This window comes from Pseudomonas khavaziana (assembly GCF_036704165.1).
GTDB lineage: Bacteria > Pseudomonadota > Gammaproteobacteria > Pseudomonadales > Pseudomonadaceae > Aquipseudomonas > Aquipseudomonas khavaziana.
The window spans coordinates 5,846,054-5,862,001 of sequence record NZ_CP129946.1 but is presented as its reverse complement, the minus strand read 5'-3'; the positions used below and the strand labels follow the sequence as shown (position 1 = coordinate 5,862,001).

Annotated in this window: 13 protein-coding genes; 7 read left to right on the top strand and 6 right to left on the bottom strand. The window is 60.8% G+C overall.

Going from position 1 to position 15,948, the window contains the following annotated elements; translation table 11 throughout:
• Positions 1-52 precede the first annotated feature (52 nt).
• Positions 53-2,887, bottom strand: a complete 2,835-nt coding sequence (uvrA, locus tag QYQ93_RS26130) for an excinuclease ABC subunit UvrA (protein ID WP_338475816.1) — start codon at positions 2,885-2,887, stop codon at positions 53-55.
• A 178-nt stretch (positions 2,888-3,065) separates the two neighbouring features.
• On the opposite strand from uvrA, the gene QYQ93_RS26125 reads away from it, so the two are divergent.
• From QYQ93_RS26125 to tam, 3 genes are all read left to right on the top strand, one after another.
• Positions 3,066-4,460, top strand: coding sequence for an MFS transporter (locus QYQ93_RS26125; RefSeq protein WP_338475815.1), 1,395 nt, complete (start codon positions 3,066-3,068; stop codon positions 4,458-4,460).
• Between the two features lie 9 nt (positions 4,461-4,469).
• On the top strand, positions 4,470-4,985 hold the full coding sequence (locus tag QYQ93_RS26120; RefSeq protein WP_043050064.1) for a single-stranded DNA-binding protein: 516 nt from the start codon (positions 4,470-4,472) through the stop codon (positions 4,983-4,985).
• 156 nt (positions 4,986-5,141) lie between these two features.
• The gene (tam, locus tag QYQ93_RS26115) at positions 5,142-5,903 is read left to right on the top strand and encodes a trans-aconitate 2-methyltransferase (protein ID WP_338475814.1); all 762 of its coding nucleotides are present in this window, start codon (positions 5,142-5,144) and stop codon (positions 5,901-5,903) included.
• A 21-nt stretch (positions 5,904-5,924) separates the two neighbouring features.
• Here the strand turns inward: tam and QYQ93_RS26110 are convergent, their stop codons facing one another.
• Complete coding sequence (locus QYQ93_RS26110; protein WP_338475813.1) at positions 5,925-6,488, bottom strand: cysteine hydrolase family protein; 564 nt, start codon at positions 6,486-6,488, stop codon at positions 5,925-5,927.
• A 96-nt stretch (positions 6,489-6,584) separates the two neighbouring features.
• Here QYQ93_RS26110 and QYQ93_RS26105 point away from each other — a divergent pair, with 96 nt between their 5' ends.
• The 3 genes from QYQ93_RS26105 to QYQ93_RS26095 all read left to right on the top strand — a co-directional run bounded on the left by QYQ93_RS26105 (position 6,585) and on the right by QYQ93_RS26095 (position 9,583).
• The gene (locus QYQ93_RS26105; protein WP_338475812.1) at positions 6,585-7,556 is read left to right on the top strand and encodes a GlxA family transcriptional regulator; all 972 of its coding nucleotides are present in this window, start codon (positions 6,585-6,587) and stop codon (positions 7,554-7,556) included.
• 172 nt (positions 7,557-7,728) lie between these two features.
• Positions 7,729-8,838, top strand: coding sequence for a DUF3182 family protein (locus QYQ93_RS26100; protein WP_338475811.1), 1,110 nt, complete (start codon positions 7,729-7,731; stop codon positions 8,836-8,838).
• The gene (locus tag QYQ93_RS26095; RefSeq protein ID WP_043050059.1) at positions 8,828-9,583 is read left to right on the top strand and encodes an alpha/beta hydrolase family protein; all 756 of its coding nucleotides are present in this window, start codon (positions 8,828-8,830) and stop codon (positions 9,581-9,583) included. The genes QYQ93_RS26100 and QYQ93_RS26095 overlap by 11 nt, the downstream gene beginning before the upstream one ends.
• A 4-nt stretch (positions 9,584-9,587) precedes the next feature.
• On the opposite strand, the gene QYQ93_RS26090 is transcribed toward QYQ93_RS26095, so the two are convergent.
• The 4 genes from QYQ93_RS26090 to QYQ93_RS26075 are packed head-to-tail and all read right to left on the bottom strand — an operon-like array spanning position 9,588 to position 13,492.
• Complete coding sequence (locus QYQ93_RS26090) at positions 9,588-10,544, bottom strand: lysylphosphatidylglycerol synthase domain-containing protein (protein WP_338475810.1); 957 nt, start codon at positions 10,542-10,544, stop codon at positions 9,588-9,590.
• On the bottom strand, positions 10,534-11,796 hold the full coding sequence (gene clsB / locus QYQ93_RS26085; protein WP_338475809.1) for a cardiolipin synthase ClsB: 1,263 nt from the start codon (positions 11,794-11,796) through the stop codon (positions 10,534-10,536). Before clsB ends, QYQ93_RS26090 begins: the two co-directional genes overlap by 11 nt.
• A complete protein-coding gene (locus QYQ93_RS26080) occupies positions 11,793-12,569 on the bottom strand; it encodes an endonuclease/exonuclease/phosphatase family protein (RefSeq protein WP_046069754.1) in 777 nt (258 codons plus the stop codon). Before QYQ93_RS26080 ends, clsB begins: the two co-directional genes overlap by 4 nt.
• On the bottom strand, positions 12,566-13,492 hold the full coding sequence (locus QYQ93_RS26075) for a DUF72 domain-containing protein (protein WP_043050055.1): 927 nt from the start codon (positions 13,490-13,492) through the stop codon (positions 12,566-12,568). The genes QYQ93_RS26080 and QYQ93_RS26075 overlap by 4 nt, the downstream gene beginning before the upstream one ends.
• A 280-nt stretch (positions 13,493-13,772) precedes the next feature.
• Here QYQ93_RS26075 and QYQ93_RS26070 point away from each other — a divergent pair, with 280 nt between their 5' ends.
• Positions 13,773-15,863 carry a mechanosensitive ion channel family protein gene (locus QYQ93_RS26070; RefSeq protein ID WP_338475808.1) on the top strand — a complete coding sequence of 697 codons (2,091 nt, stop codon included), beginning with the start codon at positions 13,773-13,775 and terminating at the stop codon, positions 15,861-15,863.
• The last annotated feature ends 85 nt before the right edge of the window (positions 15,864-15,948 follow it).

The following is a 15,948-nucleotide window of genomic DNA, read 5'->3' as shown; positions in this document are numbered from 1 at the left end:
AAAAGCCCCTGTCACCGCAACGTGACAGGGGCTTTTTATTGGGGCCTGAAAATCAGGCCCGGTCGCGCGCCAACAACGGCTTCAAGTAATAACCCGTGTGTGACTGCGACATCTCGGAGACTTGCTCCGGTGTGCCCACGGCGATGATCTGGCCACCCTTGGAGCCACCTTCCGGCCCCAGGTCCACCAACCAGTCAGCGGTCTTGATTACATCGAGGTTGTGCTCGATCACCACCACGGTATTGCCGTGGTCGCGAAGGCGGTGCAGTACGTCAAGCAATTGCTGGATATCCGCGAAGTGCAGGCCGGTGGTCGGCTCATCGAGGATGTACAGGGTCTTGCCGGTATCGCGCTTGGACAGCTCGCGAGACAACTTGACCCGCTGCGCCTCGCCCCCCGATAAGGTGGTCGCCGATTGCCCCAGCTTGATATACGACAGGCCCACATCCATCAACGTCTGCAGCTTGCGCGCCAATGCGGGGACCGCATCGAAGAACACCCGCGCTTCTTCGATGGTCATCTCGAGAGTTTCGTGGATGCTCTTGCCCTTGTACTTGATCTCCAGGGTCTCGCGGTTGTAGCGCTTGCTCTTGCACACGTCGCACGGCACGTAGATGTCCGGCAGGAAGTGCATCTCTACCTTGATCAGGCCGTCGCCCTGGCATGCTTCACAGCGCCCGCCCTTGACGTTGAACGAGAACCGGCCAGGCCCATACCCTCGCGAACGGGACTCCGGAACGCCAGCAAACAGCTCGCGAATCGGTGTAAACAACCCGGTGTAGGTCGCCGGGTTGGAACGCGGTGTGCGGCCGATCGGGCTCTGGTCAATATCGACCACCTTGTCCAGGTGTTCCAGGCCCTTGATGCTGTCATGGGCAGCCGCTTCCAGGGTGGTCGCGCCGTTCAGGGCGGTGGCACTCAATGGGAACAACGTGTTGTTGATCAGGGTCGACTTGCCCGAGCCGGAAACACCGGTCACGCAGGTCAGCAGGCCCAGCGGAATCTCCAGGTCGACATTGCGCAGGTTGTTCCCGCGCGCGCCTTTAAGATGCAGCGCCATTTTCTTGTTACGCGGAGTACGCTTGGCAGGTACTTCGATCTTCACCCGGCCAGACAAATACTTGCCGGTCAACGAATCGGGGTGGGCCATTACTTCGGCAGGCGTGCCCTCGGCAACGATATGTCCGCCATGCACGCCAGCGCCTGGGCCGATATCGACCACATAATCTGCCAGCCGGATAGCGTCTTCATCGTGCTCGACCACAATCACGGTGTTGCCGATATCCCGCAGGTGTTTCAACGTACCCAGCAGGCGATCGTTATCCCGCTGGTGCAACCCAATCGAAGGCTCGTCGAGGATATACAGCACGCCTACCAGGCCCGCACCAATCTGGCTGGCCAAGCGGATCCGCTGTGCTTCACCACCCGACAAGGTATCGGCGCTGCGATCCAGAGACAGGTAGTCCAGGCCGACGTTGATCAGGAACTGCAACCGCTCGCGAATCTCCTTGAGGATCTTGTCGGCAATCTCCCCGCGACGCCCGGTCAGCTTGAGCACGCCAAAATATTCGCACGCATCGCCAATCGGTAGATTGGTCACCGCCGGCAGGGTTTTCTCGCCTACCCATACATGTCGTGCTTCACGGCGCAGGCGCGTGCCACGGCAATCCGGGCAAGGCTGGGTGCTGAGGAATTTAGCCAGTTCTTCACGCACGCTCGCCGATTCGGTTTCGCGGTAGCGGCGCTCCAGGTTCGGCACGATGCCTTCGAACGGGTGCGAGCGCTTGACGATATCGCCGCGGTCGTTCAGGTACTTGAAGTCGACGTTCTGCGAACCGCTGCCGTGGAGAATGACCTTCTGCTGGTCGGCCGGCAGTTGGTTGAACGGCACTTCCAGGCTGAACTTGTAGTGGGACGCCAACGACCCGAGCATCTGGAAGTAGTAGACGTTACGCCTGTCCCAGCCACGTATCGCCCCCTCGGCCAGGGTCAGGTCGCCATTGACCAGGCGCTTGATATCGAAAAACTGCTTCACGCCCAGGCCATCGCACGTCGGGCAGGCGCCGGCCGGGTTGTTGAAGGAAAACAGCTTGGGTTCCAGCTCGCTGATGGCATGGCCACAGATCGGGCAGGCGAAGCGCGCGGAGAAGATGATCTCTTCGCCCGGCTCGTCATCCATGGGTGCTACCAAGGCAATGCCATCGGCCAGCTTCAGCGCGGTCTCGAAGGATTCCGCCAAACGCTGCTGCAAGTCGGCGCGGACCTTGAAGCGGTCGACCACCACATCGATCGAATGCTTTTTCTGCTTGTCGAGCTTCGGCGCTTCATCCAGCTCATAAAGCTTGCCGTTGATGCGTGCGCGTACGAAGCCTTGGGCCCGAAGCTCTTCGAAGACCGAAAGGTGTTCGCCTTTGCGCTCGCGGATAACGGGCGCCAGCAGCATCAGCTTGGCGCCTTCCGGCTGGGCCAGCACCAGGTCGACCATTTGGCTGACGGTCTGGGCTTCCAGAGGAATGTCGTGGTCCGGGCAACGCGGAATACCAACCCGCGCGTACAGCAGGCGCAGGTAGTCGTAGATCTCGGTAATGGTGCCCACGGTGGAACGCGGGTTGTGGGAGGTCGACTTCTGCTCGATGGAAATCGCCGGCGACAGGCCTTCGATGGTGTCGACGTCGGGCTTTTCCATCATCGACAGGAACTGCCGGGCATAGGCCGACAGCGATTCCACATAACGACGCTGACCTTCGGCATACAGCGTGTCGAACGCCAGGGACGACTTGCCGGAGCCGGACAAACCGGTGATGACGATCAGTTTGTCCCGGGGCAGGGTCAGGTCGATGTTCTTCAGGTTGTGGGTTCTAGCCCCACGAATCAGGATCTTGTCCAAGATGGCCTCGCACGGCGGGCGTAAATAATGCCGGAGTATACGGCTAAAGACTGGATGAATATACACTGTCAAAAGGCCGCTTGCAGCCCTACATGAAAGCTGCGCGGCAAAGCGCCGCATATACCCTCTCAATCGATGGGACTGGTAGAATCGCCGCCGGTTCACACGAGGTTTTTCCATGCACGATCCCCACAGCGAACGCATGAGTAGCGGCGAGACCCGAGCGGCAAGCGGTCTGGCCCTGGTGTTCGCCTTCCGTATGCTGGGCATGTTTATGGTGTTGCCGGTACTGGCGACCTATGGAATGGATCTCGCAGGCGCGACCCCCGCTTTGATCGGCCTGGCGATTGGCGCCTATGGCCTGACCCAGGCGATTTTCCAGATTCCGTTCGGGATCATTTCCGACCGCATTGGTCGCCGCCCGGTGATTTACCTCGGCTTGATCGTGTTCGCCCTCGGCAGCGTGCTCGCGGCCCAATCCGACTCGATCTGGGGCGTGATCGCCGGGCGCATCCTGCAGGGCGCGGGCGCGATTTCCGCTGCGGTCATGGCCTTGCTGTCGGACCTGACCCGTGAACAGCACCGCACCAAGGCCATGGCCATGATCGGCATGACCATCGGCCTGTCGTTCGCCGTGGCCATGGTGATCGGCCCTTTGCTGACCCGTGCGTTTGGCTTGCACGGGCTATTCCTGGCCACTGGAGGCATGGCGTTGTTCGGTATCGTGATCGTGGCCTTTATGGTGCCGCGCTCCACTGGCACGCTGGCCCATCGTGAATCCGGTGTCGCCCGCCAGGCGTTGCTGCCCACGCTCAAACACCCAGACCTGCTGCGCCTGGATTTGGGTATCTTCGTGTTGCACGCCATGTTGATGTGCAGCTTCGTCGCCTTGCCCCTGGCCCTGGTGGAAAAAGCCGGCCTGCCCAAGGAGCAGCATTGGTGGGTGTACCTTACCGCGCTGCTGATTTCGTTCTTCGCCATGATCCCGTTCATCATCTATGGCGAGAAGAAACGCAAAATGAAACGAGTTCTGCTCGGCGCCGTCGCGACGCTGCTGCTCACTGAGCTATTCTTCTGGAAGTTCGGCGATAGCTTGCGAGCACTGGTCATCGGTACCGTGGTGTTCTTCACCGCGTTCAACCTGCTGGAGGCCTCGCTGCCGTCGTTGATCAGTAAGGTTTCACCGGCCGGTGGCAAGGGCACGGCCATGGGGGTGTATTCCACCAGCCAGTTCCTCGGCTCTGCGCTGGGCGGCATCATGGGGGGCTGGATGTTCCAGCATGGCGGTTTGTCGGTTGTCTTCCTAGGATGCGCCGGGCTGGCTGCACTTTGGCTGGTCTTTGCTGTTACCATGCGCGAACCTCCCTACGTCACAAGCCTGCGTTTGCCGCTATCGCCCGAGGCGATCCGCGAAGCCGGCCTGGTAGAGCGCCTGAAGGCCGTCGTAGGGGTAACGGATGCAGTCGTGGTCGCTGAAGAGGCGGCCATTTACATCAAATTGGACACCGAATTATTGGATCGCGCGACGCTCGAGCAACTGGTCAACCCAGTGCCGACAGCGCGCCCAGCCTAGGAGAACGTTATGGCCCGTGGGGTTAACAAAGTCATATTGGTCGGTACTTGCGGCCAGGATCCCGAAGTTCGCTACTTGCCTAACGGTAATGCCGTGACCAACCTGAGTCTGGCGACCAGCGAACAGTGGACCGACAAGCAGACCGGCCAGAAGGTCGAGAAAACCGAATGGCACCGTGTGTCGATGTTCGGCAAGGTCGCTGAGATCGCCGGTGAGTACCTGCGCAAAGGTTCGCAGGTCTACATCGAAGGCAAACTGCAAACCCGCGAGTGGGAAAAAGACGGTATCAAGCGCTACACCACCGAAATCGTGGTCGACATGCAAGGCACCATGCAGCTGCTGGGTGGCCGTCCACAGGGCGACCAACAAGGCCAGGGCGGCATGTCCAACTCGGCACCGCGTCCACAGCAGTCGCGTCCGCAGCCAGCCCAGCAGCCACAGCGTGAATCGCGCCCAGCGCCACAACAGGCTGCCCCGCAACCGGCCCAGGATTTCGACAGTTTTGATGACGATATTCCGTTCTGAGGAAGGTCCAAGGCCCCCGGAATGAACAAAACCCCCGCTAGCGAAAGCTTCGGGGGTTTTTTTTCGCCTATGCCCAGGCGACGTCCACTGGATACATTTGTTCTCATGGGGCACTCGATTTAGGCTGTAGCCCGCCTCTAAAACAAGGAGAGACGTATGAGCTGGTCCGCCAAGCAATACACGCTGTTCGAACAGCAACGCACTCGCCCCGTCCGTGACCTGGTCGCGGCCATTCCCACACCTGACGTGCGCACAGCCGTTGACTTGGGGTGTGGGCCGGGCAACTCCACTGAAGTGCTGGCCGAACGCTTCCCCGAGGCGCAGGTGACCGGCATGGACAGCTCCGATGACATGTTGGCCGATGCGCGCAAGCGCCTGCCGGCGCTGAACTTCGAGCTGGCAGATATCGGCGCCTGGAGTCCGGCACAGAGTTTCGATGTGATCCTGGCCAATGCCTCGCTGCAATGGCTGCCCGACCACGCCACGCTCTACCCGCACTTGGTCAACCAACTGAACCCAGGCGGCACGCTGGCGGTGCAAACACCCGATAACCTTGACGAACCTGCTCATCGGCTGGCCCGCGAAGTCGCGGCCGACGGCCCATGGTCCTCGAAGATCGGTGCGGTCAAACACAATGAGCGGCACACCGCGAGCTACTATTACGAACTGCTGAGCAAGCATTGCAGTGCCGTGGATGTGTGGCGCACCACTTATCAGCACCCGCTGGCGGATCACGCGGCGGTAGTGGAGTGGTTCAAGGCGTCGGCATTGCGGCCCTTTCTCGCGCCGTTAAGCAGTGATGAAAAAGCCGCTTTCCTGCAGGCATACCAGGCGCGAATCACCCAGGCCTACCCGGCCCTGGCCGATGGCACTGTATTGCTGCCATTTCCCCGCCTGTTCGTCATTGCTACACGCTAAAGCCATCGACCCGAGGGGCGGTCACGCGGCCGCCGCTTGCGCCTTCAAGAATTCATCCGCCGACACCACGCCCGCATAGCCGAAGGCCAGGGCCGCCATGTATGCCCCTTGCACCTGAGCCGCCGGGATGACCTGCCCGTTGAATTCCTGATCGCGAGTGGCACACGCGTCATGGATCACCGTGACTTTGTAACCAAGGTCCGCCGCCGCCCGCACCACCGCATCCACGCACATATGGCTCATGCTACCGACTACCACCACCTCGGTGATGCTGCGCTGTTCCAACAAAGTGCGCAGGTTGGTTTGGCGAAACGCATTCACGAAGTGCTTGAGCACGACCGGTTCATCGCCCTCGTTCAACACCTTGGCATGCAAATGCGCGCCTTCGGAGCCCGGTGTAAAGAACGGTGCGTCGGCGCCTTCGAATTCATGCCGAACATGAATCACTGCATCGCCGGCCTGGCGAAACGCCTCTAGCACTTGCGCCGCCTTGTCCGCCGCGGCTTCCACACCGTCGAGGGGCCACTTGCCCTGGGGGAAGTAGTCGTTCTGGATATCGATTAGGATGAGCGCCTGCTTGGCCATGTGTATTGCCTCGTGATGGGTTGATGGGCCTAGTATCTTAGCTGGCGATCAGGCCGAGGATTGGCTGCACCGACAATTACAGGGGTAAAACTGACAATGGGCGTGGAACGCGGGACCGTCGAGCTGGGGGTGTTGATCTACCAGGGGGCGCAAATGGCGGCGGTGCATGGCCTGACCGACCTGTTCGGGGTGGCTAATCGCATCGCCGCCGAGCATCGAACCGGGCAACTGCCGCTGTTGCGGGTCAGCCACTGGCAGGTGGATGCCCAAGGTACGCCTGCGCGCGGGTTTGACAGTCACCCAGGTCCGGACCAAGCGATGATGGCCGTGCTGGTGCCCCCGTCGATTGGCGAGTTCACCGAAGACCAGGCGCCGCCGGCGCTGCTGGAGTGGATCCGCCAGCAGCATGCCGCCGGCACGGTGCTTGGCGGCGTGTGCATCGGCTCGATCATGCTGGCGCGCAGCGGCCTGTTGGATGGGCGCAGCGCCACCACCCACTGGTCATCCGCGAAAACCTTCGCGGCTCGTTACCCGGCGGTGCGCCTGGACGCGGATAAACCCATTGTCGATGACGGCGACCTGATCACCACCGCTGGGCTGATGGCCTGGTCCGAGCTGGGCCTGCGCCTGGTCGACCGGCTGATGGGCCCAAGCATCGCGGCCGACACGGCGCGGTTTCTGGTGATCGAACACAGCGACAGCGCCAGCCAGTGCGGCAGCAACTTTGCGCCGATTCTCAGGCACGGCGACAGTGCGATCCTCAAGGTCCAGCATTGGCTGCAAGCCAGTGGCGCGGTGGATGTGGGCGTGGCGGCGATGGCACGGGAGGCGAACCTTGAAGAGCGCACGTTCCTGCGGCGTTTTCGCACTGCGACCGGATTGAAGCCCACCGAGTACTGTCAGCACCTGCGGGTAGGCAAGGCGCGACAAATGCTGGAGTTCACTAACGGCACCATCGACTATATTGCCTGGACCGTGGGTTATCAGGACCCCAGCGCTTTTCGAGCGATTTTCAAGAAGATCACTGGCCTGGCCCCCAGTGATTACCGCAACCGATTTGGTGTTTGAATCGTGCAGAACGCAGTGTGGTGTAACGCGTGTCGTGCAGAATAAAACAGGCTAACGGCCATCACTTTTCCCGCAACTGATTGATTTAACGACCATCCTTATTACCCGTGCGTTGGCCTGATCCATGCAGCCTCCTTGCTACACATATGGGCGGGATAGCCAAGGGGAACGCATGACCCCAACGAATTGCAAGAAGCTGGTGGTCGCACACTCAACGCGAGAGCGCGCGCCGCAGCATGAAGTTGAAACCAACCGCGCCTTGGCTCGCTGGCTGGCGCAGATCCTGGGACTCAAGTTCGGTGGCAGTTACGACTCCGATTTGCACGCCGGGCGTGATCTGTATCTTTTACCTACACAAACTCTGGTTGGGCCCGCTCAAGCGCGTGAACTCAATATCAAGGGGCCCGAAGATTTGTGGGGCGGTTATGTCGATCACGATTTCATCTGCACCAAAGCTATCAGCCACGGCCTGCTGAGTCCTGAGGCAACAGCGCCTGAAGGTTGGTCGCCGCTATTCTGCCAGCGCGTGCGTAACGTGGTGTTGGATGGGCTGAGCGTGTTCAGTCTTGAAGACGCAAGACCCGCCGCCACGCGCCTGCTCTACAGTGGGCCGATCCGCCTGAAACCGGTGCACGCCTGTGCCGGACGTGGTCAGGAAGTTATCCACAGCCTCGATGAATTCGACGCAATCTTGGCACGTCCAGAAGCGAGCAAGATGTTCAGCGAGGGCGTGGTGCTGGAACAGGACCTGCACGACGTGGTCACCCACAGTGTGGGCCAGAGCTTTATCGGCGATCACGTATTCAGCTACTGCGGCGAGCAGTACCTGACCCAGGACGGGCAGGGCGAAGAGGTTTACGGCGGCTCTAACCTCTTGGTCATCCGCGGTTACTACGAAGACCTGCTCAACCTCGACTTGCCAGAGGATGTGCGTGAAGCCATCGAGCAGGCTCGGGTGTTCGACAACGCTGCCGACGAGGCCTACCCGGGCTTCTACGCCTCGCGGCGCAACTACGACATTGCCCAGGGCCTGGACAACGACGGCCAACGCCGCAGTGGCGTACTCGAGCAATCCTGGCGCATGGGCGGCGCGAGCAGCGCGGAGGTCGCGGCGCTGCAGAGCTTTATCAACAACCCGGGCCTAAAAGCCATCCGTGTGTCCTCGGTGGAAACCTACGTGGAGCAAGCGCTGCCGGCGGATGCCATCGAGGTGTACCGAGGCCCGGCCGAAAACAGCGACTTTCTTCTTAAGTATGTGACGGTTAAACCTTATGACGGCTAGAAGCGAGAGCATCACCATCGATATAGACGACGAACAGATGAGCGGGACATTTCTCAGCCCCAAATCCAAAGTGCCTGGCGTGTTATTCGTGCACGGCTGGGGGGGTAGCCAGGAGCGCGACCTGGAGCGAGCCAAAGGCATTGCTGGCCTGGGCTGCGTATGCCTGACCTTCGACCTGCGCGGCCACGCCGGCACCGGCATTCCCTTATCCCGCGTTACCCGTGAAGACAACCTGCGCGACCTGCTGGCCGCCTACGACCGCCTGCTGTCTCACCCGGCTATCGATACCTCGGCGGTGGCGGTGGTTGGCACCAGCTATGGCGGCTACCTGGCGGCCATCCTCACCTCGCTACGCCCAGTGCGTTGGCTGGCGCTGCGGGTGCCCGCTCTGTACCGCGACCAGGAATGGCTCAAGCCCAAGCGCGACCTGGATAAAGCCGACTTGATGGATTACCGCGGCACCCTCGTGCATGCCGAGACCAACCGTGCCCTGCATGCCTGCGCACAATTTACTGGCGATGTGCTGATCGTCGAATCGGAAACCGACGATCATGTGCCCCACGCCACCATCATGAGCTATCGCGCGGCGTGCCAGCAGACCCATTCCCTGACCCACCGGATCATCGATGGTGCCGATCATTCCCTGAGTGACCCGGTGTCGCAACAGGCCTACACCTCGATCCTGGTGGACTGGATTACCGAGATGGTGGTGGGCGAGCGGTTAAGCATCATTCAATCCCGCTGACGCGCTAAGCGGGTGTTTTCTTCACCCGCAGGGCCTTGGCCTTGGCTTCCACGCCCAGGTACATCACCAACGCAATCAACAGCGGGCAAATGAAGTAAATCGCCCGATACGCGATCAGCCCTGCCAGTAAACTCCCTCGCGACGCCTCGTGTTGCAGCAGGCCGATAAACACTGCCTCTAACACCCCAAGCCCGGCAGGTATATGGGTGACCACGCCGGCAATCGCGCTGATCAGCAGCACCCCCAACACCAGCGGGTAATCCAGTTTGGCCGGCAGCAGGGTAAAAATCACCGCTGCCATCAGCGACCAGTTCAAGGCGCCCAGGGCCAGTTGCAGGCAGGCCATGCGCAGCGACGGCAGGTTGATCTCGACGCCACGGATCGACCATGCGCGTTTTTTCGAAAACCGGCATGCCGCCAGATACCCTAGGCTCGCGATTACCAACAACACGCCGACACCTTGCAAGGCGCCACTGCTGAGCTTCCAGCCGGGCGGCATGGTAACCAGCCCGCTGCTGAACACCACCCCGGCCAGAGCCATATAGCCAAACCAATTGGTGGCCAGGCTCAGGCCGAGGATCTTGGCGATATTGCTGGTGCTCACGCCCAGTCGGGAATACAACCGATAGCGCATGGCGATGCCGCCTACCCAGGCGCTGAGGTTGAGGTTGAACGCGTAGCTGATGATGCCCACCGGCAGGATCTGTTTCCAGCGCAGCGGCTGGCGAATGTAGGTGCGGCCGATCAGGTCGAAACAGGCGTAGACGATAAAACTGCACAAGGTCAGTGCGCCCGCGATGAGCAACGTGCGCAGCTTGAAGTCGCTCAGGGTCTGGAACACTTCGCTCCAGTCGATACGCCGGGCGAGCAGGGTGAACAGCACGATCAGCAGCAGGAAGAATGCAATCGTCAGCGGTTTCTTCCAGCGCTTGAACCGCGAACCGCTGGTTTCAGGCGTCATGGGGCCTACTCTCAAAAGGTTTCAGGCGCGGCTTGTGCGCTGGCAACCAGCCGGTCAGCGCAGGGAAGTGGCGCATCACATGGAACACCAGGAACCCCACGGTCAGGCGCCAGAGCCACAGGCGCGGCTTGCGCTTTGCGGGAATGGTCTGGCAATGATTGCTGGCGAGTGTTTCCAGGCTTTCGTACAGTTGCTGATTGAAGGCTCGGTCGCGAATCAGCACATTGGCTTCCAGGTTCAATGCCAGGCTCAGCGGGTCGAGGTTGCTGGAGCCCACGGTGCTCCATTCGTCGTCCACCAGCGCAACCTTGCCGTGCAACGGGCGTTGGCAGTATTCGTGAATTACCACGCCATCCTTGAGCAGATAGTCGTAGAGCATGCGCGCCGCCAGCTTGGCCAGCAGCACATCGGGCTGGCCCTGCATGATCAATTGCACATGTACGCCACGGCGCGCCGCGTTACGAATCTCGCGCAGCAGGCGATAGCCAGGGAAGAAGTAGGCGTTGGCGATCACCACTCGCTGGCGGGCTTGGCTCAGGGCATGGATATACGCCTCTTCGATGTCGTCGCGGTGCTGGATATTGTCGCGATAAATCAGACGCACCAGGCCGTCACCTTGTTCGTTGGTCCAGGGTGAAGGCCGTTGCTGGCGCCGTCGCCAGCCACGACGGCTGCGCACCTGGCGGCCACTTTGGGCCAGGGCGAAATGGTGCAGGTCAGCCACGGCTGGGCCGATCACCTGCACTGAATAATCCTGCTTGGCCTCGGGGCCGAAGTCCGCCAAGTGGTCGGCGGAAAAATTGATCCCGCCGATAAACGCCACGTTGGCGTCCACTACCACAATCTTGCGGTGCAGGCGGCGGAACCAGTTGGTGCGAATGCCCAGGGTCTTGGAGGCTGGGTCGAACATCTGCACCATCACGCCAGCCTCGGCCAATTCACTGAGAAAGGCCGGGCTCAGCTCGCCGCAACCAAAGCCATCGAGGCTGACCACCACTTTCACCCCGCGCTGCGCCGCTTCGATAAGGATGCCTTGCAGCTCGTGGCCAACCTTGTCTTCAAACAGGATGAAGGTCTCCAGCAGGATTTCGCGCTGGGCGCCGCGCAAGGCGTCGAACACGGCGGGAAAGTAGGCCTCGCCATTTTCCAGCAACTCCACACGGTTGCCGCTCTGCCAGCCGTAATCCAGGTCGCGCGCCTTGCTGTCGTCCGGCGGCTGGTCGGTGGCGATATGCTCTACCGCAACGTTCATAGCTCAATCTCCACCGACAGGGGCACATGGTCCGACAGGTGAGACCAGGGCCGCGTGGTGAGCACGCGGGGATTATGGATCGTCAGGTTGCGCACATAGATGCGGTCCAGAGGCAGCAATGGCAGGCGTGCCGGAAAGGTGCGTGCCGGCTTGCCATGGGCATGCACAAACACCTCATGGAGGCCACTTTGGCTCAGGTCGGCCTTTTGGCGCCAGTCGTTGAAATCGCCGGCGACCACCAACGGCGCATCGGCCGGGATCTCGCGGATGCGCTGCTCCAGCAAGCGCAATTGCTGCTGGCGATGTACCTCGCGCAAGCCCAGGTGGATGCAGATCGCATGTATCTCGCGCTCGCCACCCGGCAAGCGCAGCACGCAATGCAGCAGGCCACGGTTTTCGTGGCCGCTTTGGGAAATATCGAGGTTGTCGTAGCGAATGATCTGGAATTTCGACAGCAGCGCATTGCCGTGGTCGCCATGGGGGTAGACCGCATTGCGACCGTAGGCAAATTGCGGCCAGATGCTGTCGGCGAGGAATTCGTACTGGGGCATTTTTGGCCAGTCGCTGTAGCGCTGGGGATGACGTTCGTGGGTGCCGTGGATTTCCTGCAGGAACACCATGTCGGCGCCCACGCTGCGCACTGCCTCACGCAACTCGGGCAAGATGAAGCGCCGATTCAAGGCCGTGAAGCCCTTGTGGATATTGACCGTCAGCACGGTGAAACGAGTGATGGGAGTGGTCGGCGTGATCGGAATCAATTCGGGCTGGGTCATGGCAATACTCCGGGTTCCGGCAACTTGCCGGGCTCGGTGGCCAGGTGCTTGTCCAGTTCGAAACGCTGCAGCAATTGGCGTGCATCGAAGGGCGCACGTACCTTGATGTCGTTGTCGAAAAAGCAGAACACGTCGCGCTGTTTACGGGCGCGAGGCTTATGCTGGGGAGCGACGAGGTGCGCGTCCGCAGGTTGCTTGCCATGGGCCCAGCGCTCGATGCGATCGCCCCAGCGCTTGAGCGCTTCGGCGCTATAGCCACTGGCATACAACTGCTTGTCGCCGTGCAAGCGCAAGTACATGAAGTTGGCAGTGACGTCTTCGAGATATGGCCACTTGCCGGCGGTGTCCGCAACCACCAGAGCGACGCCGTGTTTGTCCAGCATCTGCACAAACTCCGGCACGGCAAAACTTTTGTGGCGAATCTCCACCGCATGGCGCAACGGCTTCTTGGCATAGGCTTTCATGCTGGCCTTGCCGTTCAGGCGTGACTCATGTTGGCGGGCCAGGGCGGCGGCCTGATAGGTATCGGTGGGGAGTTCGGCTAGGAAGGTTTCAAACAGCGCGGCGTCGAACTTGAAGCTGGGCGGGAACTGCCAGAGGATGGGGCCGAGTTTTTCCTTCAGCTCCAATACCCCGGAGGCGAAGAAATTCGCCATCGGCTTGTGCACCTCCCGCAGGCGAAGGATATGGGTGATATACCGCGGCGCCTTGACGCTGAACACAAAGCCCTCAGGCGTATCGGCATACCATTCGGCGTAGCGCTTGGGGGTTTGCAGCGCGTAGAACGAGCCGTTGATTTCAATGCTGTTGACGGCACGTGACGCAAACTGCAGCTCGCGTTTCTGGGTCAGCCCCTCGGGGTAGAAGTCCCCGCGCCAGGGCGTGTAGCGCCAGCCGGAAATGCCGATATGAATCGCCGCCATGCTTGCTCCCGTAAATGATGGGTGGATTGACCTCCGTTATGGGATGACTGCGATATTTGCCTGAAAGTTTCCACGTTCCTACAGACGGTATGGGGTACCAAATGTGGGAGGGGGCTTGCCCCCGATAGCAGAGTGTCAGTCAACAGATTCCCCGACTGATGCGCCGCTATCGGGGCAAGTCCCTCCCACCGTTTTAAATCACATGCCCAAAAAGCGCAGGGAACGATCCAAGGCCAAACCCGTCAGTTCCTTACAGACCCTGCTGAAGGAGCCCGCTGTTTTGCTGAATCTAAAGACTGCATTACTGCTCGCCGCGCTGGTGCTGTGCGGCAACGGCGCACTGCAAGCCGCGGCCACTGCGCCTGCCACCGAAACGCCGGCCAAACCGGAGCTGTTGGTGGAGGGCGGGCTGCTCGGGGCCATCAGTTCCAGTATCGATGACGTGCAGGACAAGCTCGACCTCAACCAGAACCTTGTCGACGCCTGGCGCCTGCGTGCCGATCGGGCGGCGGATGAAGTAGGGCGCCTGGTCGACCAGGCCGCCGCGCGCTCGCCGTGGAGTGTGGCCGGCGATTTTCTGTTGTTGTCCGGGGTGTGGATCGGTGCCTTTGCCGTGTTGACGTTACTGGGGCACTGGGTCGTGCAGCGCTCCAGCCGCCGCCCGTTCGTCGCACGACGCCAGCGCTTGCAAGGCTTGCTCGGCTACATCGTGCCCTACACGATTCCAGCGTTGATCTGCCTGCCGCTGACCCTCTATGTAAGCCACTTCTTGGCCGCTTCGGTGGGCCGTGCGCTGGCGCTGTGTTTTGCCTATGCCACCAGCAGCGGCATCTTTTCGACCTCGATGCTGCTGTGCGTCATTGTGATGTTTAACGTCGGGCACAAGCGGCCCGCCGTGCAGATTATTCGAGACTACTGCCCCAAGCCGCTGTTCCTGATCGGCTTCCTTGCCGCCCTCAGCGACGCGTTGACCAGCCCGCAGATCGCTCGTCAACTGGGCGGTAATATCACCAGCAGTATCGCGGTATTTACCGGCCTGTTTGCCGCAGTAATTTTTGGTGTGCTGGTGGTACGCCTGCGCCGTCCGGTGGCCCATTTGATCCGTAACCGCCCGTTGGCCCAGCGCCTCAAGCATCCGGCCTTGCAGCAATCGCTGCGGGTGTTTTCCGGGCTTTGGTACTGGCCGATCCTGTTGATGGTCCTGGTGTCCGCGGTGAACCTGATCGGCGCCGGCGACGACAACCAAAAGGCCCTGCGTTGCGCACTGCTCACCACGCTGCTGCTGATCGGCACAGTGTTTCTCAGCACCGTGCTGCAACACCTGTTCAAGTCCCGCAGCCAAGTGTCGATCCAACGCAGCAGCGCCTACAAGGAGCGCTTCCTCAGTTTGCTGCACGCGATCCTGCGTATCGTTATGGCCATTGCCTTTATCGAAATCCTCGGGCGTATCTGGGGCGTATCGCTATTTGAGTTCGCCCAGCGCAACTCGGTGGGCCGGGCCATCAGTGATTCCCTCAGCAGCATCGGCCTGATCCTGTTGGTGACCTGGCTGTTCTGGGTGGTGCTCGATACGGCGATCCAGGAAGCGCTCAAGCCGCCGGTGAATAAACGCTCCGGCCGCCAGCCCAGCACCCGGGTGAAAACCATCCTGCCGCTGCTGCGCAATGCGGTGAAGATTATCCTGGTGGTGATTTGCGCGATCACCACCATGGCAAATCTTGGCATCAACGTCGCGCCGTTGCTGGCGGGTGCCGGGGTGGTGGGCCTGGCCATCGGTTTCGGCTCCCAGCAGTTGGTGCAGGACGTGATTACCGGCCTGTTCATCATTATCGAAGACACCCTGTCCATCGGCGACTGGGTGGTGCTCGACTCCGGCCATGCGGGCACCGTCGAAGGCCTGACCATTCGCACCCTGCGCCTGCGCGACGGCAAGGGTTTTGTGCATTCGGTGCCGTTCGGGCAGATCAAGGCGGTCACCAACCAGTCGCGGCAGTTCGCCTATGCCTTCTTCTCGGTGCAGTTCACCTACGACACCGACGTGGACAAGGCCGTGGAGCTGATCCGCGAAGCGGGCCAATCGATTCGCGACGACGTGTTCCTCAAGTACAACCTGCAAGGGCCGCTTGAAGTATTTGGCGTGGACAAGATGGACCTCAATGGCGTGGTGCTCACCGCACAGTTCCGTACGGTGTCGGGTGGGCAGTATGCGGTCAGCCGGGCGTTTAACCAGCGGTTGAAAAAACTTGTGGATAACTGTGATGAGGTGCACTTTGCGCAGACTTATCCACAGCAGGTGTTGTTGCCTAAGCGTGTGGCGCAGGGGGAAGAGCCGGATGCGCTGGTGCTGAGCGAGCAGCCCAGGTCTCAATGATGAAAGTGGCTGTTCTGGCCTCATCGGGAGCAAGCCCCCTCCCACACTTGAAATGTGTTCACGCATCTAAATGTGGGAGGGGGCT

What these genes read in the sequence shown, in the direction of transcription:
- QYQ93_RS26125 (WP_338475815.1), top strand. Translation starts at nt 3,066, where the DNA reads ATGCACGATCCCCACAGCGAACGCATGAGTAGCGGCGAGACCCGAGCG.
- QYQ93_RS26120 (WP_043050064.1), top strand. Translation starts at nt 4,470, where the DNA reads ATGGCCCGTGGGGTTAACAAAGTCATATTGGTCGGTACTTGCGGCCAG.
- tam (WP_338475814.1), top strand. Translation starts at nt 5,142, where the DNA reads ATGAGCTGGTCCGCCAAGCAATACACGCTGTTCGAACAGCAACGCACT.
- QYQ93_RS26110 (WP_338475813.1), bottom strand. Translation starts at nt 6,488, where the DNA reads ATGGCCAAGCAGGCGCTCATCCTAATCGATATCCAGAACGACTACTTC.
- QYQ93_RS26105 (WP_338475812.1), top strand. Translation starts at nt 6,585, where the DNA reads ATGGGCGTGGAACGCGGGACCGTCGAGCTGGGGGTGTTGATCTACCAG.
- QYQ93_RS26100 (WP_338475811.1), top strand. Translation starts at nt 7,729, where the DNA reads ATGACCCCAACGAATTGCAAGAAGCTGGTGGTCGCACACTCAACGCGA.
- QYQ93_RS26095 (WP_043050059.1), top strand. Translation starts at nt 8,828, where the DNA reads ATGACGGCTAGAAGCGAGAGCATCACCATCGATATAGACGACGAACAG.
- QYQ93_RS26090 (WP_338475810.1), bottom strand. Translation starts at nt 10,544, where the DNA reads ATGACGCCTGAAACCAGCGGTTCGCGGTTCAAGCGCTGGAAGAAACCG.
- clsB (WP_338475809.1), bottom strand. Translation starts at nt 11,796, where the DNA reads ATGAACGTTGCGGTAGAGCATATCGCCACCGACCAGCCGCCGGACGAC.
- QYQ93_RS26080 (WP_046069754.1), bottom strand. Translation starts at nt 12,569, where the DNA reads ATGACCCAGCCCGAATTGATTCCGATCACGCCGACCACTCCCATCACT.
- QYQ93_RS26075 (WP_043050055.1), bottom strand. Translation starts at nt 13,492, where the DNA reads ATGGCGGCGATTCATATCGGCATTTCCGGCTGGCGCTACACGCCCTGG.